This window comes from Streptomyces cupreus, from assembly GCF_014257025.1.
Classification (GTDB): domain Bacteria; phylum Actinomycetota; class Actinomycetes; order Streptomycetales; family Streptomycetaceae; genus Streptomyces; species Streptomyces cupreus.
In genome coordinates this window covers 41802-60791 of sequence record NZ_JACMSF010000005.1, presented here as the reverse complement: position 1 = coordinate 60791, position 18990 = coordinate 41802, and the positions used below count along the sequence as shown (strand labels likewise).

General features: G+C 67.7%; 15 protein-coding genes and 1 tRNA gene. 3 read left to right on the top strand and 13 right to left on the bottom strand.

Annotation, left to right across the window (positions count from 1 at the left end; all coding sequences use genetic code 11):
* Nucleotides 1–20 precede the first annotated feature (20 nt).
* From H4N64_RS06370 to H4N64_RS06325, 10 genes are all read right to left on the bottom strand, one after another.
* Nucleotides 21–3920 (bottom strand): DNA-directed RNA polymerase subunit beta', encoded by a 3900-nt coding sequence (locus H4N64_RS06370; protein ID WP_186281129.1) that lies wholly within the window; start codon nucleotides 3918–3920, stop codon nucleotides 21–23.
* Nucleotides 3921–4014: 94 nt separating this feature from the next.
* The gene (rpoB, locus tag H4N64_RS06365; protein WP_186281128.1) at nucleotides 4015–7500 is read right to left on the bottom strand and encodes a DNA-directed RNA polymerase subunit beta; all 3486 of its coding nucleotides are present in this window, start codon (nucleotides 7498–7500) and stop codon (nucleotides 4015–4017) included.
* 601 nt (nucleotides 7501–8101) lie between these two features.
* Nucleotides 8102–8485, bottom strand: a complete 384-nt coding sequence (gene rplL / locus H4N64_RS06360) for a 50S ribosomal protein L7/L12 (protein WP_186281297.1) — start codon at nucleotides 8483–8485, stop codon at nucleotides 8102–8104.
* Nucleotides 8486–8592: 107 nt separating this feature from the next.
* The gene (gene rplJ, locus H4N64_RS06355; protein WP_186281127.1) at nucleotides 8593–9123 is read right to left on the bottom strand and encodes a 50S ribosomal protein L10; all 531 of its coding nucleotides are present in this window, start codon (nucleotides 9121–9123) and stop codon (nucleotides 8593–8595) included.
* 292 nt (nucleotides 9124–9415) lie between these two features.
* On the bottom strand, nucleotides 9416–10276 hold the full coding sequence (locus H4N64_RS06350) for an SCO4651 family lipoprotein (protein ID WP_186281126.1): 861 nt from the start codon (nucleotides 10274–10276) through the stop codon (nucleotides 9416–9418).
* Between the two features lie 200 nt (nucleotides 10277–10476).
* The gene (gene rplA, locus H4N64_RS06345; protein WP_186281125.1) at nucleotides 10477–11202 is read right to left on the bottom strand and encodes a 50S ribosomal protein L1; all 726 of its coding nucleotides are present in this window, start codon (nucleotides 11200–11202) and stop codon (nucleotides 10477–10479) included.
* A gap of 75 nt (nucleotides 11203–11277) precedes the next feature.
* Complete coding sequence (rplK, locus tag H4N64_RS06340) at nucleotides 11278–11712, bottom strand: 50S ribosomal protein L11 (RefSeq protein ID WP_186281124.1); 435 nt, start codon at nucleotides 11710–11712, stop codon at nucleotides 11278–11280.
* A 162-nt stretch (nucleotides 11713–11874) separates the two neighbouring features.
* On the bottom strand, nucleotides 11875–12693 hold the full coding sequence (nusG, locus tag H4N64_RS06335) for a transcription termination/antitermination protein NusG (RefSeq protein ID WP_186281123.1): 819 nt from the start codon (nucleotides 12691–12693) through the stop codon (nucleotides 11875–11877).
* A gap of 80 nt (nucleotides 12694–12773) precedes the next feature.
* Nucleotides 12774–13061, bottom strand: a complete 288-nt coding sequence (gene secE, locus H4N64_RS06330; RefSeq protein WP_015658485.1) for a preprotein translocase subunit SecE — start codon at nucleotides 13059–13061, stop codon at nucleotides 12774–12776.
* A gap of 108 nt (nucleotides 13062–13169) precedes the next feature.
* Nucleotides 13170–13242: transfer RNA gene (locus tag H4N64_RS06325), tRNA-Trp, on the bottom strand.
* A gap of 250 nt (nucleotides 13243–13492) precedes the next feature.
* On the opposite strand from H4N64_RS06325, the gene H4N64_RS06320 reads away from it, so the two are divergent.
* Both H4N64_RS06320 and H4N64_RS06315 read left to right on the top strand, forming a co-directional pair.
* Nucleotides 13493–14716 carry a pyridoxal phosphate-dependent aminotransferase gene (locus H4N64_RS06320; protein ID WP_186281122.1) on the top strand — a complete coding sequence of 408 codons (1224 nt, stop codon included), beginning with the start codon at nucleotides 13493–13495 and terminating at the stop codon, nucleotides 14714–14716.
* Nucleotides 14717–14848: 132 nt separating this feature from the next.
* Nucleotides 14849–15889: an adenosine deaminase gene (locus tag H4N64_RS06315; protein WP_186281121.1), complete on the top strand. Its 1041-nt coding sequence runs from the start codon at nucleotides 14849–14851 to the stop codon at nucleotides 15887–15889.
* On the opposite strand, the gene H4N64_RS06310 is transcribed toward H4N64_RS06315, so the two are convergent.
* Both H4N64_RS06310 and H4N64_RS06305 read right to left on the bottom strand, forming a co-directional pair.
* Nucleotides 15834–16526, bottom strand: a complete 693-nt coding sequence (locus tag H4N64_RS06310; protein ID WP_186281120.1) for a hypothetical protein — start codon at nucleotides 16524–16526, stop codon at nucleotides 15834–15836. The genes H4N64_RS06315 and H4N64_RS06310 overlap by 56 nt on opposite strands.
* Nucleotides 16527–16544: 18 nt before the next feature.
* A complete protein-coding gene (locus tag H4N64_RS06305) occupies nucleotides 16545–17174 on the bottom strand; it encodes a TetR family transcriptional regulator (protein ID WP_186281119.1) in 630 nt (209 codons plus the stop codon).
* A gap of 105 nt (nucleotides 17175–17279) precedes the next feature.
* On the opposite strand from H4N64_RS06305, the gene H4N64_RS06300 reads away from it, so the two are divergent.
* Nucleotides 17280–17912, top strand: coding sequence for an NAD(P)-dependent oxidoreductase (locus tag H4N64_RS06300; RefSeq protein WP_186281118.1), 633 nt, complete (start codon nucleotides 17280–17282; stop codon nucleotides 17910–17912).
* A gap of 18 nt (nucleotides 17913–17930) precedes the next feature.
* Here H4N64_RS06300 and H4N64_RS06295 read toward each other — a convergent pair whose 3' ends face one another.
* Nucleotides 17931–18986 (bottom strand): UDP-N-acetylmuramate dehydrogenase, encoded by a 1056-nt coding sequence (locus H4N64_RS06295; RefSeq protein ID WP_186281117.1) that lies wholly within the window; start codon nucleotides 18984–18986, stop codon nucleotides 17931–17933.
* Nucleotides 18987–18990 lie beyond the last annotated feature (4 nt).

Genomic DNA, 18990 nt, shown 5'->3' with positions numbered 1-18990 from the left:
CCTCAACTCAAGCGACTCGCTTACTGGTTGTACGGACCGTAGTCGTAGTCCTCCAGCGGAACGGCCTGGCCGGAGCCCGTGCCGAACGGCGAGTAGTCGATGTCGTCGTAGCCGACGGCCGAGTACATCGCGGCCTTGGCCTCCTCGGTCGGCTCGACCCGGATGTTGCGGTAGCGGGACAGACCCGTACCGGCCGGGATGAGCTTACCGATGATGACGTTCTCCTTGAGGCCGATGAGCGAGTCGGACTTGGCGTTGATCGCCGCGTCCGTGAGGACTCGCGTCGTCTCCTGGAAGGACGCCGCCGACAGCCAGGACTCCGTGGCCAGCGAGGCCTTGGTGATACCCATGAGCTGCGGACGACCGGAGGCCGGGTGACCGCCCTCCTGGACCACACGACGGTTCTCGGTCTCGAACTTCGAGCGCTCGACCAGCTCACCGGGCAGCAGCTCGGCGTCGCCGGACTCGATGATCGTCACCCGGCGCAGCATCTGCCGGATGATGATCTCGATGTGCTTGTCGTGGATCGACACACCCTGCGAGTTGTACACCTTCTGGACCTCGCCGACCAGGTGGACCTGGACGGCACGCTGACCCAGGATGCGCAGCACGTCGTGCGGGTTGGTGGCACCCACGGTGAGCTGCTGGCCCACCTCGACGTGGTCGCCCTCGCGGACCAGGACCTTGGCACGCTTCGAGATCGGGAACGCCGTCTCGTCGCTGCCGTCGTCCGGGGTGACGACGATCTTCTTGGTCTTCTCGGTCTCCTCGATCCGCACGCGGCCGGAGGCCTCGGAGATCGGGGCGACACCCTTCGGCGTACGAGCCTCGAAGAGCTCGACGACACGGGGCAGACCCTGGGTGATGTCGTCACCGGCCACACCACCGGTGTGGAAGGTACGCATCGTCAGCTGGGTACCGGGCTCACCGATGGACTGGGCGGCGATGATGCCGACCGCCTCACCGATGTCGACCAGCTTGCCGGTGGCGAGCGAACGGCCGTAGCACATGGCGCAGGTGCCGACCTGGGACTCGCACGTCAGGATCGAGCGGGTCTTGACCTCCTCGACACCGTGGTGCACGAGCTGGTCGATGAGCACGTCACCGAGGTCCACGTTGGCCGGCGCGATCACCTTGCCGTCGATGACGACGTCCTCGGCGAGCATGCGGGCGTAGACGCTGGTCTCGACGTCGTCCGTCTTGCGCAGCGCGCCGTCCTCGCCGCGGACCGCGATCTTCAGCTTCAGACCGCGCTCGGTGCCGCAGTCCTCCTCGCGGATGATGACGTCCTGCGAGACGTCCACCAGACGACGGGTCAGGTAACCCGAGTCGGCGGTACGCAGGGCGGTGTCCGCCAGACCCTTACGGGCACCGTGCGTGGAGATGAAGTACTCCAGCACGGACAGGCCCTCACGGAAGGACGCCTTGATCGGGCGCGGGATGGTCTCGTTCTTCGCGTTCGACACCAGACCACGCATACCGGCGATCTGCCGCATCTGCATCATGTTTCCTCGGGCACCCGAGTCAACCATCATGAAGATGGGGTTCGTCTTGGGGAAGTTCTCGTTCATCGCCTCGGCGACCTCGTTGGTCGCCTTGGTCCAGATCGCGATGAGCTCCTGAGTGCGCTCTTCCTTGGTGATCAGACCGCGCTCGTACTGCTTCTGGACCCTCTCGTCCTGCGCCTCGTAGCCCTTGACGATCTCCTTCTTCGCCTCGGGAACGACGACGTCGGAGATGGCCACGGTGACACCGGAACGGGTCGCCCAGTAGAAGCCGGCCGCCTTCAGGTTGTCGAGCGTCGCCGCCACGATGACCTTGGGGTAGCGCTCGGCGAGGTCGTTGACGATCTCGGAGAGCTGCTTCTTGCCCACCGAGTAGTCGACGAACGGGTAGTCCTCGGGCAGCAGCTCGTTGAAGAGCGCGCGGCCCAGGGTGGTGCGCAGCCGGAAGGTGTCACCGGTCTGGTACTCCGGCTCGCCCTCCTCGACGGCCGGCGGGGTCCAGCCGCGCGGCGGGATGGTGCCCACCGGGAAGCGGATGTCGATCGCCGACTGCAGCGCGAGCTCACCGGCGTCGAACGCCATGATCGCCTCGGCCGTGGAGCCGAAGGACCGGCCCTCGCCCTTGGTGTCACGCAGTTCGCCGTCGGTGGTGAGGAAGAACAGACCGAGGACCATGTCCTGGGTCGGCATCGTCACCGGACGGCCGTCGGCGGGCTTGAGGATGTTGTTCGAGGACAGCATCAGGATGCGGGCCTCGGCCTGCGCCTCCGCGGACAGCGGAAGGTGTACGGCCATCTGGTCGCCGTCGAAGTCCGCGTTGAACGCGGTGCAGACGAGCGGGTGGATCTGGATGGCCTTGCCCTCGACCAGCTGCGGCTCGAAGGCCTGGATGCCGAGGCGGTGCAGGGTGGGAGCACGGTTCAGCAGCACCGGGTGCTCGGCGATGACCTCTTCGAGGACGTCGTACACGACCGTGCGGCCGCGCTCCACCATGCGCTTGGCGCTCTTGATGTTCTGCGCGTGGTTCAGGTCGACCAGGCGCTTCATCACGAACGGCTTGAAGAGCTCCAGCGCCATGGCCTTGGGCAGACCGCACTGGTGCAGCTTCAGCTGCGGGCCGACGACGATGACGGAACGCGCCGAGTAGTCGACTCGCTTACCGAGCAGGTTCTGACGGAATCGACCCTGCTTGCCCTTCAGCATGTCGCTGAGGGACTTCAGCGGGCGGTTACCGGGACCGGTGACCGGACGGCCGCGACGGCCGTTGTCGAAGAGGGCGTCAACAGCCTCCTGAAGCATGCGCTTCTCGTTGTTGACGATGATCTCGGGCGCGCCGAGGTCGAGGAGCCTCTTCAGACGGTTGTTGCGGTTGATCACACGGCGGTACAGGTCGTTCAGGTCGGAGGTCGCGAAGCGGCCACCGTCCAGCTGCACCATCGGGCGAAGGTCCGGCGGGATGACCGGGACGCAGTCCAGGACCATGCCCTTGGGGCTGTTGGAGGTCTGCAGGAAGGCAGACACGACCTTCAGCCGCTTCAGCGCACGGGTCTTCTTCTGGCCCTTGCCGGTACGGATGATCTCTCGGAGCTTCTCCGCCTCCTCCTCCAGGTCGAAGGACTCCAGGCGCTTCTGCAGCGCCGCGGCACCCATCGAGCCGTCGAAGTACGTGCCGAAGCGGTCACGCAGCTCGCGGTAGAGGAGCTCGTCGCCCTCCAGGTCCTGGACCTTGAGGTTCTTGAACCGGGTCCACACCTCGTCCAGGCGGTCGATCTCGCGCTGCGCACGGTCGCGCAGCTGCTTCATCTCACGCTCGGCACCCTCGCGCACCTTGCGGCGCACGTCGGCCTTGGCGCCCTCGGCCTCCAGCTCGGCCAGGTCGGACTCGAGCTTCTTGGCGCGGGCCTCCAGGTCGGCGTCCCGGCGGTTCTCGATCTGCTGCCGCTCGACCGAGACATGCGCCTCCAGGGAGGGCAGGTCGCGGGTACGGCGCTCCTCGTCGACGTACGTGATCATGTACGCCGCGAAGTAGATGACCTTCTCCAGGTCCTTCGGGGCCAGGTCGAGCAGGTAGCCCAGGCGCGACGGGACGCCCTTGAAGTACCAGATGTGCGTGACGGGGGCGGCCAGTTCGATGTGGCCCATCCGCTCACGGCGCACCTTGGCGCGAGTCACCTCGACGCCACAGCGCTCACAGATGATGCCCTTGAACCGGACACGCTTGTACTTGCCGCAGTAGCACTCCCAGTCCCGGGTCGGACCGAAGATCTTCTCGCAGAAGAGTCCGTCCTTTTCGGGCTTGAGGGTGCGGTAGTTGATGGTCTCGGGCTTCTTGACCTCGCCGTGGCTCCACTGACGGATGTCGTCAGCGGTGGCCAGGCCGATCCGGAGCTCGTCGAAGAAGTTGACGTCGAGCACTATGCGTCAATCCCTCTCAGGGTCGTAAGTCTTTGGGTCTGATACGGGGGTCCAGGGGCCGGAGGCCTTCACGGGGAAGGCCTCCGGACTCCCGTCAGACCTCTTCGACGCTGCTCGGCTCGCGCCGGGACAGGTCGATGCCGAGCTCCTCCGCGGCGCGGAAGACATCCTCGTCGGTGTCACGCATCTCGATGGACATACCGTCGCTGGACAGCACCTCCACGTTCAGGCACAGGGACTGCATCTCCTTGATGAGCACCTTGAAGGACTCGGGGATGCCGGGCTCGGGGATGTTCTCGCCCTTGACGATGGCCTCGTAGACCTTCACGCGGCCGGTGACGTCGTCGGACTTGATGGTCAGCAGCTCCTGGAGGGCGTACGCGGCGCCGTAGGCCTCAAGGGCCCACACCTCCATCTCACCGAACCGCTGGCCACCGAACTGAGCCTTACCACCCAGCGGCTGCTGGGTGATCATGGAGTACGGACCGGTCGACCGGGCGTGCAGCTTGTCGTCGACCAGGTGGTGCAGCTTCAGGATGTACATGTAGCCGACCGAGATCGGGTCCGGGAACGGCTCACCGCTACGGCCGTCGAACAGCCGCGCCTTGCCGGACGGGAGCACCATGCGCTCGCCGTCGCGGTTCGGGATGGTGTGCTGCAGCAGACCCGCCAGCTCGTCCTCACGCGCACCGTCGAAGACCGGGGTGGCGACGTTGGTGCCGGGGGCGACACTGTCGGCGCCGATGGCCTGCAGACGCTGCGCCCACTCGTCGGCGAGACCGGAGACGTCCCAGCCGCGGCTGGCGAGCCAACCGAGGTGGATCTCCAGGACCTGTCCCGGGTTCATTCGGGACGGCACACCGAGCGGGTTGAGGATGATGTCGACCGGGGTCCCGTCCTCGAGGAACGGCATGTCCTCGATGGGCAGGATCTTGGAGATGACGCCCTTGTTGCCGTGCCGGCCGGCGAGCTTGTCACCGTCGGTGATCTTGCGCTTCTGCGCGACGTAGACGCGCACCAGCTGGTTCACACCGGGGGGAAGCTCGTCGCCCTCCTCGCGGTCGAAGACGCGGACGCCGATGACCTTGCCGGTCTCGCCGTGCGGCACCTTCAGCGAGGTGTCACGGACCTCACGGGCCTTCTCACCGAAGATCGCGCGCAGCAGACGCTCCTCGGGCGTCAGCTCGGTCTCACCCTTGGGCGTGACCTTGCCGACGAGGATGTCACCGGCGATGACCTCGGCACCGATACGGATGATGCCGCGCTCGTCGAGGTCGGCGAGGACCTCCTCGGAGACGTTCGGGATGTCCCGGGTGATCTCCTCGGGGCCGAGCTTGGTGTCACGGGCGTCGACCTCGTGCTCCTCGATGTGGATCGAGGAGAGGACGTCGTCCTGCACGAGGCGCTGCGACAGGATGATCGCGTCCTCGTAGTTGTGACCCTCCCACGGCATGAACGCGACCAGCAGGTTCTTGCCGAGCGCCATCTCGCCGTTCTGGGTGGCCGGACCGTCGGCGAGGACCTGGCCCTCGATGACGCGGTCGCCCTCGTTGACGATGACCTTCTGGTTGACCGAGGTGCCCTGGTTGGAGCGGGCGAACTTGGCCAGACGGTACGTGATGTACGTGCCGTCGTCGTTGGCGGTGGTGATGTAGTCCGCGGAGACCTCCTGGACCACACCGGCCTTCTCGGCCTTGACCACGTCGCCGGCGTCGACCGCGGAGCGGTACTCCATGCCGGTGCCGACGAGCGGGGACTCCGACTTAATCAGCGGAACGGCCTGACGCATCATGTTCGCGCCCATGAGGGCACGGTTGGCGTCGTCGTGCTCGAGGAAGGGGATCATGGCGGTCGCGACCGACACCATCTGGCGCGGCGAGACGTCCATGTAGTCCACGTCCTCGCCGCCGACGTAGTCGACCTCGCCGCCACGACGGCGGACGAGCACACGGGCCTCGGAGAAGCGCATGTCGTCACCGAGCGCGGCGTTGGCCTGCGCGATGACGAACCGGTCCTCCTCGTCGGCGGTCAGGTAGTCCACCTCGTCGGTGACCTGGCCGTCGACGACCTTGCGGTACGGGGTCTCGACGAAACCGAACGCGTTGACCCGGCCGTAGGAGGCGAGCGAGCCGATCAGACCGATGTTCGGGCCTTCGGGCGTCTCGATCGGGCACATACGGCCGTAGTGCGACGGGTGCACGTCACGGACCTCGAAGCCGGCCCGCTCACGGGAGAGACCACCCGGGCCAAGAGCCGACAGACGGCGCTTGTGGGTGAGACCCGACAGCGGGTTGTTCTGGTCCATGAACTGCGACAGCTGGCTGGTGCCGAAGAACTCCTTGATGGAGGCGACGACCGGCCGGATGTTGATCAGGGTCTGCGGCGTGATCGCCTCGACGTCCTGAGTCGTCATGCGCTCGCGGACGACACGCTCCATACGCGCCAGACCCGTACGGACCTGGTTCTGGATGAGCTCGCCGACGCTGCGCAGACGACGGTTGCCGAAGTGGTCGATGTCGTCGGTCTCGACGACGATCGTCTGACCGCTGTCGGCGACCGTCTCGGTCTCACCCGCGTGCAGCTTCACCAGGTACTTGATCGTCGAGATGACGTCCTCGACGGTCAGGATGCCCGCGTCCAGCGGAGCGTCCGCACCCAGCTTCTTGTTGACCTTGTAGCGGCCGACCTTGGCGAGGTCGTAGCGCTTGGGGTTGAAGTACAGGTTCTCCAGCAGCGTCTGCGCGGCCTCACGCGTGGGGGGCTCGCCCGGACGCAGCTTGCGGTAGATGTCGAGCAGCGCGTCGTCCTGGCCCTGGGTGTGGTCCTTCTCCAGGGTGGCGCGCATCGACTCGTACTCGCCGAACTCCTCAAGAATCTGCTCGGTCGTCCAACCGAGAGCCTTGAGCAGGACGGTGACGGACTGCTTGCGCTTGCGGTCGATGCGGACACCGACCATGTCGCGCTTGTCGATCTCCATCTCCAGCCAGGCACCCCGGGACGGAATGATCTTGGCCGAGAAGATGTCCTTGTCGGACGTCTTGTCGATGGAGGAGTCGAAGTAGACACCGGGCGAGCGGACCAGCTGCGACACCACGACACGCTCGGTGCCGTTGATGACGAAGGTGCCCTTGTTCGTCATGAGCGGGAAGTCGCCCATGAAGACCGTCTGGGACTTGATCTCGCCGGTCTCGTTGTTGGTGAACTCAGCCGTCACGAAGAGCGGGGCGGCGTACGTGAAGTCGCGCTCCTTGCACTCGTCGATGCTGTTCTTCGGCGGCTCGAAGCGGTGGTCGCGGAAAGTCAGCGACATCGACCCGGAGAAGTCCTCGATCGGGGAGATCTCCTCGAAGATCTCCTCCAGACCGGACTTGGTGGGGACGTCCTGACCGGACTCCAGAGCCGCCTCGACCCGACTCTGCCAAGCGGTGTTCCCGAGCAGCCAGTCAAAGCTCTCGGTCTGCAGCGCGAGCAGGTTGGGAACCTCAAGGGGCTCCTTGATCTTTGCAAAGGAGATGCGCAGCGGGGCGGTGCTGGCGCCGTTGTTCGTATTCGCGGTCGAGGCAGTGCGCGAGGCGGCCAAGAGGGGGTCCTTCCGAGGGCTCGGACTCACTACGCGCGTACCGGCCCCTCTCCGGGGCGCAGAGACAGATTCCCCATTTTGGCTGTTTGGCCAGGTCAGGGGTGGTCCGGTCGTCTGTGCTCAAGTGAGGGCATGCCCCTGGTGACGGGCAGGGGACAGCTAACAGGCAGCGCAAAGGGTCAGTGTAGCCACTTGGCACACTGATGTCCAGTGCGGGTTTTTCGCGACCCTCGTTGTTCTCAACGCCCTCGGCATGCACGCCCTCGATGCACGTTGATACTGCCCTCTTCGTCGCCGATCCATGCCTCGGATTCGGACCGTTGTGACGACGCGTCCTGAGAATTGCGCGCTGCGTGCGGTTCGTCAAGGCCCCCTTGGCAGAACCGGGGGCTGCCGGAGACACGACGAAGATCACCATACCCCCCGTCACCTGAGGCGCAAGGCAACCGCGGCCGCCCCTCCGAGAACGCCGAAGAGCGACCACCCGGATGGATGATCGCTCTTCGGTGCGCTCGCGTTACAGCCCTACGGGGCGGCAATCAGCTCGCAGGCCGCATCGATATGCGCCTACCGGCGCGCGGCCGTGCGGACCCGTGAGGTGTTACTTGACCTCGACGGAGGCGCCGGCGCCCTTGAGGGACTCGGCGGCCTTCTCGGCGGCGTCCTTGGCAACCTTCTCGAGAACGGGCTTCGGGGCGCCGTCCACGAGGTCCTTGGCCTCCTTCAGACCCAGCGAGGTCAGCTCACGCACGACCTTGATGACCTGGATCTTCTTGTCGCCGGCGCCGGTGAGGATGACGTCGAACTCGTCCTTCTCCTCGGCAGCCTCGGCCGGGGCGGCCGGACCGGCCGGGCCGGCAACGGCGACCGCGGCGGCGGCGGTGACGTCGAACTTCTCCTCGAACGCCTTCACGAACTCGGAGAGCTGGATGAGGGTCATGCCCTCGAACTCGGCGAGCAGTTCGTCCTGGGTGAGAGCCACGATGGCTTTCCTTCCACTAATTCGGCTGGTGCCGGATGTACATGTCTGGCGGGCGTACGTTCGGCCCGCTGTGACCGTCGCCTCAGGCGGCGGTCAATGTGCGAGCCGAATTACTCGGCACCGCCCTGCTCGTCCTGCTTGGCACGAAGCGCGTCCACGGTGCGGACGAGCTTCGACGGGAGCGCCTGGAAGACCTGAGCAGCCTGGGTCTGCTTGCCCTTCAGAGCGCCCGCCAGCTTGGCGAGCAGAACCTCGCGGGACTCAAGGTCCGCAAGCTTCTTGATCTCATCGGCGGACAGCGCCTTGCCGTCAAGGACACCGCCCTTGATGATGAGATTCGGGTTGTCCTTGGCGAAGTCACGAAGACCCTTCGCCGACTCCACCGGGTCACCGGTGACGAAGGCGACGGCAGTCGGACCAGCGAAGAGCTGGTCGTCCAGCGTGATCCCGGCCTCGTTGGCCGCAATCTTGGTCAGCGTGTTCTTCACCACGGCGTACTGGGCGTTCTCACCGAGCGAACGACGCAGCGTCTTGAGCTGCGCCACGGTGAGACCGCGGTACTCGGTCAGCACGGCGGCGTTGGAGCTGCGGAACTTGTCCGTCAGCTCGGCAACCGCGGCAGCCTTGTCGGGCCTCGCCATAGAGCCTCGGCCTCCTTCCGGGTGATTCGGACCGCGCGGACCCGAAGGAGGACTGGGGAAAACGAAACGCCCCGGCGCAGGCGCACGGGGCGTAGCTCGACCGGATGGATTCCGTGTGAACGGAACCGGACCGGGAGCACTTCCACAGTCACCTGCGCGGGTCGTCCGCAGTTCAGCGGATCCTTCGGCCACCGCACCCTCGAACGAGCGCACGGCAACGACCAGCGGTCTTTGGCTTCTGGAAGAGAGTACGTGACCGGATCGCCGTCAAGCAAATCCGGTCATACGGCGCTCAGCTCTCGCCGAGTTCGCCCATCATCTCGGCCAGGTCGACGGTGTCCTCGGCGGGCGGGGCCTTCACGGTCACCGGCTTGTTGTAGTCGAGGAAGGTGACGGTCAGGTCGAGCGGGCCGCTCTCGGTGTCGCCCTTCATGCGGAACTGCTTGGTGTGGTCGTCGCCGTCGACCCACATGTCCATGGTGAGCTCGTCGACGCCCATCTTCTCGTACTGTTCGATGCTCTTCTCGCGCTTCTCGCGCGTGGCCTTGTCCTCGTCCTTGAAGGAGTCGCGGAGTGTGTCGAGGGTGACGGTGCCCTGGTAGTGGGTCGTCTCGACGCCGTCGACCTTCTCGGTGCCGATCTTCTTCACGTCCTTCGCTCCGGTGAGGAACGTGGACTCGGTCGCCGGGTTCTGCTCGGCCTGGCCGGCGGAGGTCCCCGCCCCGCCGAGCGCGTCCTCCCCGAGCGCGGACAGGTCGAACTTCATCCAGCTCTTGCCGTCCATCTCCTTGGCCATCTCGGCGTTCCCGCCGATGTACATGGCCTTGTCGACGAGCCGGATCTCGGCGGAGCCGTCCGCCCCCTGGTCGAGGGCCGTCATCTTCATGCTCATGGCCACGGTGGGCTTCATGCGCATGGAGGCCTCGGCCTTGATCCGCCCCTGCTCCGGGTACTCACCCGTCATCCGGTACCGCAGGGACGTGATGTCCTCGGTGTTCTTCGCCGCCTCGGCCACGGCCGCCGCGGGCGTCATCTTCGGGGACTCCTCGGCCTCCCCCTTGGAACAGCTCACCGCGCCGGCGGCGAGGGCCAAGGCGGCGAGCCCGGCGCCTATCGTCCGAGTGCGCGCGGAACGTCGTACAGAAAGCCCCATCGATTCCCCCCAAGGAACACATGAGCGATTCACAGCAGAGCCGCGAGCCTAACCGATCACCGTGCAAGCGGTCTCTTTGAATTCCGGGGGACTGTCCAAAACGCCGGCCGGGGGCACTGACAGCCGCCCGGAAATGGGAAACGGGCCCCGCACCTGGAAAGGTGCGGGGCCCGTAGCCGACTTCAGTGAGCCTCGATGGCTCAGACCGCGGCCGGGTCCTCCTCGACGAGGAGGTTGCGGGTGCGGTTCGGGTCGAGCTGGATGCCGGGGCCCATCGTGGTGCTGATGGCGGCCTTCTTGATGTAGCGACCCTTGGCGGCGGACGGCTTCAGACGGAGGATCTCCTCCAGGGCCGCGCCGTAGTTCTCCACCAGCTTGGTGTCGTCGAACGACGTCTTGCCGATGATGAAGTGCAGGTTCGAGTGCTTGTCGACGCGGAACTCGATCTTGCCGCCCTTGATGTCGTTGACAGCCTTGGCGACGTCCGGCGTGACGGTGCCGGTCTTCGGGTTCGGCATCAGACCACGCGGACCGAGCACGCGGCCGAGGCGGCCGACCTTGCCCATGAGGTCCGGGGTGGCGACGACGGCGTCGAAGTCCAGACGGCCCTTCGACACCTCGTCGATGAGTTCGTCGGCGCCGACGATGTCGGCGCCCGCGGCACGAGCGGCCTCGGCACGGTCACCGGTCGCGAAGACCAGGACCCGGGCGGTCTTACCGGTGCCGTGCGGGAGGTTCACGGTGCCACGGACCATCTGGTCGGCCTTGCGCGGGTCGACACCCAGACGGAAGGCGACCTCGACGGTGCCGTCGAACTTGGTCGTGGAGGTCTCCTTGGCGAGACGGACGGCCTCGAGCGGGGCGTAGAGCTTCTCCCGGTCGATCTTGGCGTCCGCAGCGCGGAGAGACTTGCTGCGCTTGCTCACTACTGCTCCTGGGGTTTCTTAGGAGTCGTGGTCCGGGCCGAGCAGGCCCTGCCACTACTGCTGGGAGGTTGGGGTTCAGCCCTCGACCGTGATGCCCATGGAACGGGCGGTGCCGGCGATGATCTTCGCGGCGGCGTCCAGGTCGTTGGCGTTGAGGTCGGGCATCTTGGTGGTGGCGATCTCGCGGACCTGCGCCTCGGTGATCTTGGCGACCTTGGTCTTGTGCGGCTCGCCGGAGCCCTTCTCCACGCCCGCGGCCTTGAGGATCATCTTGGCGGCCGGCGGAGTCTTGGTCACGAAGGTGAAGGAGCGGTCCTCGTAGACCGTGATCTCCACCGGGATGACCCAACCGCGCTGCGACTCGGTCGCGGCGTTGTAGGCCTTGCAGAACTCCATGATGTTGACGCCGTGCTGACCCAGCGCGGGGCCGACCGGCGGGGCCGGGTTGGCGGCACCGGCCTGGATCTGGAGCTTGATGAGCCCCGTGACCTTCTTCTTCTTGGGAGGCATAGCTCTCCGGGTCCTTTCGATTCGGGTCCTGCCCGCACCCGGGGACCACCCGAACGCAGGCATACCGCACAACGATAACGGGTATAGATGCGCGGTCAAAAACCGAGCAGGTCAGGCGGACGCTCGCACGCCCCGCCTGACCTGCTCGGAAGCAGTTGAGATCTAGTTCTTCTGGATCTGGTCGAAGGACAGCTCGACCGGCGTCTCCCGGCCGAAGATCTCGACGAGACCCTTGACCTTCTTGGAGTCGGGGTTGATCTCGTTGATCGTGGCCTGGAGGGTGGCGAAGGGACCGTCGGTGACGGTGACCGAGTCGCCGACCTCGAAGTCCAGCACCTGGACCTCGACCTTGCGCTGCGGCGCCGGCTTGCCCTCGGCCTCGGCGGCTTCGCGGGCGGCCTTCTCCTCGGCCTCCGGGGCGAGCATCTTGACGATCTCGTCCAGGGTCAGCGGGTACGGGTCGTAGGCGTTGCCCACGAAGCCGGTGACGCCGGGGGTGTTGCGGACGACGCCCCAGGACTCGTTCGTCAGGTCCATGCGCACCAGGACATAGCCGGGGAGCTTGTTCTGGCGGATGGTCTTGCGGTCGCCGTTCTTGATCTGGACGACCTCTTCCTGCGGCACCTCGGCCTGGAAGATGTAGTCCTCGACGTTGAGCGAGACGGCGCGCTGCTCCAGGTTGGTCTTCACGCGGTTCTCGTAACCGGCGTACGTGTGGATGACATACCACTCGCCGGGCAGGGTGCGCAGTTCCTCGCGCAGGGCGGCGACGGGGTCGACCGGCTCGGCCGGCTCTTCCTCGGCCTCTTCAGCCTCGTCCTCGACGTGTACGGCCGCTTCCTCCGCGGGCTCGCCCGCGTCGGCGTCGGCAGCCTCGACCTCGTCCAGGTCCTCGTCCGCGCCCTCGACGATGTCGAGCTCGTCTTCCACGGACACGGTCTCGTCCGGCTCGACGGCGTCGTTCAGGTTCTGGTCAGACACGGTGGCTGCTTCTTCCTGGTACATAGGGGTGGAACATGCGAAAAGGGGCGCCGGTAACCGCGGCGCCCTTCGCTCTTGGCTCAGCCGAAGACGTACTTGGCGGCGTGGTCGAGCCCATAGTCAATCACGGTCACCAGGCCGATCATGATGACGACGAAGACAATCACCACGGTCGTATAGGTCGTCAGCTGGCTGCGCGTCGGCCAGACGACCTTGCGGAGCTCGGCGACGATCTGGCGGTAGAAGAGGGCAAGACGCTTCAGCGGGCCTTTCTTGGCACGCTTGCCGCCCTTGCGGGTCTTCTTCTTGGAATCCGGCGCCTCGTCCTGGGCATCAGGCATGTCGATGGAGCCCACGGCGTCCGTCACTCGTCCTCACCTGATTCCGGGTCGTGGCCGTGCCGCGCCCGGTCTGAGCCGCACGGCGGTGCATTGCTGTACGTACATGCGCACACATCCTGGCGAAGGTGTGTGTAGCAGGGCCGGAGGGACTTGAACCCCCAACCGCTGGTTTTGGAGACCAGTGCTCTACCAATTGAGCTACGACCCTTTGTGTGTCCACCAACGTACCGCATCCGGACGGGTGCTCGGTGTGCACCGTACGAGTGCGGGCTGCTGAAGGCCAACGAGGTGAGAGTGTACGTGTTCCGAGGCGCCCCGTCGAACAGAAAGTGCCCGTAGGAGCGTTGGAGATGGAAGATCGCCCAGCGTGGCGGGCGAATCCGGACGGTTGTTCAGCTCTTGTTCAGTCTGTGAAACCCGCGTGCCGGGGGAGTTTCCGGTCTGAAACGATGGGCCCCATGAGCGCTGCAACCCCTCCCACCGAGCGCCGGGTCTCCGCCCGAGTCGGCGCGATCTCCGAGTCCGCCACCCTCGCCGTGGACGCCAAGGCCAAGGCCCTCAAGGCCGCCGGGCGTCCGGTGATCGGCTTCGGCGCCGGTGAGCCCGACTTCCCGACTCCGGACTACATCGTCGAGGCCGCGATCGAGGCCTGCAAGAACCCGAAGTACCACCGCTACACCCCGGCCGGCGGCCTGCCCGAGCTGAAGGCCGCGATCGCCGCGAAGACGCTGCGCGACTCCGGTTACGAGCCCGACGTCTCCCAGATCCTGGTCACCAACGGCGGCAAGCAGGCGATCTACGAGGCCTTCGCCGCGATCCTGGACCCGGGCGACGAGGTCATCGTCCCGGCCCCGTACTGGACGACGTACCCCGAGTCGATCCGGCTGGCGGGCGGCGTCCCGGTCGAGGTCGTCGCCGACGAGACGACCGGATACCGCGTGTCGGTCGAGCAGCTGGAGGCCGCCCGTACGGAGAAGACGAAGGTCGTCCTGTTCGTCTCCCCGTCGAACCCGACCGGCGCGGTCTACAGCGAGGCCGAGACCGAGGCGATCGGCCGCTGGGCCGTCGAGCACGGCCTGTGGGTGATGACGGACGAGATCTACGAGCACCTGGTCTACGGCGACGCGGTCTCCGTGTCGCTGCCCGCGCTCCTGCCGGAGCTGCGCGACAAGTGCGTCGTGGTCAACGGTGTCGCCAAGACGTACGCGATGACGGGCTGGCGGGTCGGCTGGATCATCGGCCCGAAGGACGTGGTGAAGGCCGCGACCAACCTCCAGTCGCATGCCACGTCGAACGTCTCGAACGTGGCCCAGGTGGCCGCGCTGGCCGCCGTCTCCGGTGACCTGGACGCCGTCGCGAAGATGCGCGAGGCCTTCGACCGCCGCCGCAAGACGATCGTGCGGATGCTCAACGAGATCGACGGCGTGGTCTGCCCGGAGCCCGAGGGCGCCTTCTACGCGTACCCGTCGGTGAAGGCCCTGCTGGGCAAGGAGATCCGCGGCAAGCGCCCGCAGAGCAGTGTGGAGCTGGCCGAGCTGATCCTGGAGGAGGCCGAGGTCGCGGTCGTCCCGGGCGAGGCCTTCGGCACGCCGGGCTATCTGCGGCTGTCGTACGCGCTCGGCGACGAGGACCTCGTCGAGGGCGTGAGCCGGATCCAGAAGCTGCTGGCCGAGGCGAAGTAGCCGAAGCTCCGGCCCAGGGCACCTAGGAATGTTCCTAGGTGCCCTGTTCCTTTGTGCGAGCAAGTGTGCGAGCAAGACCACTAACGGGGAAAGCGCTACCGGGACGGCGGGGACGTACGGCAGGATCCTGGGATGGAGCGTGTACGTGATGTCTCTGAGCTGCCGAAGGCCCATCTGCACCTGCACTTCACCGGGTCGATGCGCGCCGCCACCGTTCTGGAACTGGCCGACAAGTACGGCGTGCGCCTGCCCGAGGCGCTGACGGAAGCCCTGACGAGCGGGGAGCCGCCGAGACTGCGGGCGACGGACGAGCGGGGCTGGTTCCGCTTCCAGCGGTTGTACGACGCGGCGCGCTCGTGCCTGAGGGAGCCCGAGGACATCCAGCGGCTGGTGCGCGAGGCCGCCGAGGAGGATCTGAAGGACGGCTCGGGCTGGCTGGAGATCCAGGTGGACCCGACGTCGTACGCGCCTCGGCTGGGCGGTCTGATCCCGGCGCTGGAGGTCATCCTGGACGCGGTGGAGACGACGTCGCGGGAGACGGGCCTGGGGATGCGGGTCCTGGTGGCGGCGAACCGGATGAAGCACCCCTTGGACGCGCGGACGCTGGCGCGGCTTGCGGTGCGGTACGCGGACCGGGGTGTGGTCGGCTTCGGTCTGTCGAACGACGAGCGGCGGGGCATGGCGAGGGACTTCGACCGCGCGTTCGCCATCGCCCGCGACGGCGGCCTGCTCTCCGCTCCGCACGGCGGCGAACTGACCGGGCCGACCTCGGTCCGCGACTGCCTGGACGACCTGGACGCCAACCGGATCGGCCACGGGGTGCGCGCGGCGGAGGACCCGCGGCTGCTGAAACGCCTGGCCGACCGGGGCGTGACCTGCGAGGTGTGCCCGGCGTCGAACGTGGCCCTGGGCGTCTACGAGAAGCCGGCGGACGTTCCGCTGCGCACGCTGTTCGAGGCCGGGGTCCCGTTGGCGCTGGGCGCGGACGACCCACTGCTGTTCGGCTCCCGTCTGGCGGACCAGTACGACATCGCCCGCCAGCATCACGCCTTCACGGACGCGGAACTGGCGGAACTGGCACGGCAGTCGGTACGGGCGTCGGCGGCGCCGGAGGACGTCAGGGCGCGGCTGCTGGCCGGCGTGGACGACTGGCTGACTCGCCCGGCCGTCTGAAGTGGGCGTACGGCGGATAGGGCTTGAAGCAGATCAGGACCTCGAAGGGGTGCCCCCCGCTGGGCGGCTGGACCAGCGGCAGCCCTGTCATCAGCGCCGAGCGGCCTTGGGCGACGCCCTTCTGGCGGGGCCCGAAGCCTGCCGCGTGGGCGAAGCCGGTGGCGGTGTCGGCGAACACGTCCCGGCTGCCGAACAGGAAGAGCGTGCGGGCGTGGGTGGTGTGCCGTAGCTCGTCGCGATCCCGCCGCGCCTGCCAGGTCCTCGCGTCCCGTGCGGTGCGCGCCTCGTCGGTGCGGGCGGTCAGCGGGGTGCCCGCGCGCAGCTTGCGGCGCAGTTCGGGCCACTGGCCGGGGCGCAGGCCGAGGCTGTGGTGGGCCAGCACGAGGTCGACCCGTTCGCCCCAGCCCTCGTCGGGCGGGACGCCGTCGCGCAGGGGGACGTGGACGACCGTGTGCCGGGAGTAGGCGGCGAAGGAGAACAGGCCCGCCAGCCGGTTCAGGCCGTCATGGTCACCGAGGAGCAGGCCGATGGGGTCGGGGGCCGTGAGCGAGGTGTCGCGCAGAGGGGTGCGGGGCTGGACCACCCGGTGTTCGTACGGCCCTGTCCGGGGCCTGAACTCGTTCAGCCTCAGCCGCATGTGCGTTCCCTCATGGCCTCAGGGTCGGGGGTGCCCGCTGTCCCGCGCAACGGAGATTCCGCCCAGCAAGGTGTGGACGAGCCGGGCGGCGAAGGCGTCCGCGGGCGGGCGGGCGCCGCTCTCGGTGGCGTCGTAGGCGAAGGCGCGGTGGGCGCAGGCGCCGAGGAGGAGGGAGGCGGCCGCGAAGGTGTCGGCGTCGGCGCGGACGCGGCCCGCGCTCTGCTCGGCGCGCAGGTAGCCGTCGAGGGCCTCGATCGGCAGGTGCGGACCGGCACCGATCTTGCGCAGCGCGTCGTCGTGCCGCCGCTTGAGCTGTGCCTCGGCGTACAGGGAGGCGGCGATCGGGAAGCTCTGCTCGAAGAAGAGGGCCGCCTCGTGGGCGATCCGGGTCAGGTTGCCCTCCAGGGTGCCCACCCCCGGCTCGGCCGTGAGGCTGCCGAGCAGCGGGGTGAGTCGGGGCAGCCGCTCGGCGAGAACGCGGACGAACAGCTCTTCCTTGCTGTCGAAGTACTTGTAGAGCGCGGCCTCGGAGCAGCCTGCCGCCTTGGCGATCTCCTTGGTGGTGGCGCGGGCCAGACCGACGGTGAGCATCAGTTCATGGGCGGCGTCGAGGATGCGGACGCGGGCGGGCTTCTGCACGGATTCCACGAGGGCGGACCTTACCGGTCTTGACGGGTGGGTGAATACTCACCCACTCTAGGACGCAGAGGGGTGAGTGAACACTCACCCACCCACCCGGACGGGAGAGTGGCCATGAACATCACGGTTTTCGGTGCCACCGGAGGCATCGGTCAGGAGATCGTCCGGCAGGCGCTGACCGCCGGGCACCGGGTGACGGCGGTCGTACGGGATCCCGCGCGGCTGCCGGTGACGGGCGCGGGCCTGGAGGTGTTCCGCGCGGACGTGACCGACCCGGAGGCGGTCCGCCCCGCGGTGACCGGCCGGGACGCGGTGCTCTCGGGCCTCGGCGCCCGCAGCCGTAAGGACGCCGGTGTCGCCGCCCGCCTGACCCGTACGGTGCTGCGGGCCATGGAGGCGGAGGGCACGCGCCGGCTGCTCGTGGTGAGCGCGGCGCCGCTCGGGCCGGCCCCGGCGAACGACGGCGCCCTCGACCGGACCGTGCGCGGTCTGGTCTCGGCGATCCTCAAGGACGTCTACGACGACCTCAGGGAGATGGAGGCGGAGCTCGCCCGCAGCGCGGTCGACTGGACCTCGGTACGACCGCCCCGGCTCCAGGACAAGCCGCTGACCGGCGTGTACCGCACGGTCGTCGGCGGCACTCCGGCCAAGGGCCGCTTCATCGGCCGCGCGGACGTGGCCCACGCGATGCTGGCGATGACGGACGACCCCGGGACGGTGAAGCAGGGGGTGGGTGTCGCCTACTGACGCCCACTGACTAATCGTTCAGAGGCTGACGCCGACTGTCACCGGCTCGTTGACCAGCGTGATCCCGAAGGCCTCGCGGACGCCGGAGACGACCTCGCGGGCGAGCGCGAGGAGGTCCTCGGTGGTCGCCGCGCCGCGGTTGGTGAGCGCGAGGGTGTGCTTGGTGGAGATGCGCGCGGGCCCGTTGCCGTAGCCCTTGGTGAAGCCCGCCTTGTCGATCAGCCAGGCGGCGGAGGTCTTGGTGTGCCCCGCTCCCGCCGGGTAGGCCGGGGGCTCCGCGCCGTCGCCGAGCCGGTCGCGTACGCGCGCGTGGAAGGCCGCGAACTGTTCGTCGGTGAGGATCGGGTTGGTGAAGAAGGATCCGGCGGACCAGGTGTCGTGGTCCTCGGGGTCGAGGACCATGCCCTTCCCGGCACGCAGCTTCAGGACGGTCTCGCGGGCGTCGGCGAGCGGCACGCGGTCGCCGGGCTCGACGCCGAGGGCGCGGGCGGTCTCGGCGTACTTGATGGGCCCGGACAGCCCGTCCGCGTCCTGCAGTTCGAAGCGGACGCGCAGGACGACATACCGCTCGGGGTGGGCCTTGAAGCGGCTGTGGCGGTAGGAGAAGGCGCACTCCTCGTTCGCCAGCGTGACGGTCTCGCCGTTCTCACGGTCGTAGGCGATGACCTCGGTGATCGTGGCGGAGACCTCCTGGCCGTACGCGCCGACGTTCTGGATCGGGGTGGCGCCCGCCGAGCCGGGGATTCCGGCCAGGCATTCGACGCCGGCGAGTCCGGCCTCGACGGTGCGGGCGACGGCGTCGGTCCAGACCTCGCCGGCGGCGAGTTCCAGGCGGGTGCCGTCGAGCTCGAAGCCCTTGGTGGCGATGACGAGGGCGGTGCCCGCGAAGCCCTTGTCGCCGATGACCAGGTTGGAGCCACCGCCGATGATCAGCAGGGGCGTGCCGGTGACGTCGGCCTCGCGGACGGCGGCGATCACCTCGGCGTCGGTGGTGGCGGTGACCAGCCGGGTGGCCGGTCCGCCCAGGCGGAAGGTGGTCAGCGGGGCGAGCGGCGCGTCGTGGAGTTCCTGCACGCGC

Bases quoted from the DNA above. Each gene is read 5' to 3' on its own strand.
- rplK (WP_186281124.1), bottom strand. From the start codon at position 11,712: ATGCCTCCCAAGAAGAAGAAGGTCACGGGGCTCATCAAGCTCCAGATC.
- H4N64_RS06300 (WP_186281118.1), top strand. From the start codon at position 17,280: ATGAACATCACGGTTTTCGGTGCCACCGGAGGCATCGGTCAGGAGATC.
- H4N64_RS06315 (WP_186281121.1), top strand. From the start codon at position 14,849: ATGGAGCGTGTACGTGATGTCTCTGAGCTGCCGAAGGCCCATCTGCAC.
- H4N64_RS06310 (WP_186281120.1), bottom strand. From the start codon at position 16,526: ATGCGGCTGAGGCTGAACGAGTTCAGGCCCCGGACAGGGCCGTACGAA.
- rplJ (WP_186281127.1), bottom strand. From the start codon at position 9,123: ATGGCGAGGCCCGACAAGGCTGCCGCGGTTGCCGAGCTGACGGACAAG.
- H4N64_RS06350 (WP_186281126.1), bottom strand. From the start codon at position 10,276: ATGGGGCTTTCTGTACGACGTTCCGCGCGCACTCGGACGATAGGCGCC.
- H4N64_RS06320 (WP_186281122.1), top strand. From the start codon at position 13,493: ATGAGCGCTGCAACCCCTCCCACCGAGCGCCGGGTCTCCGCCCGAGTC.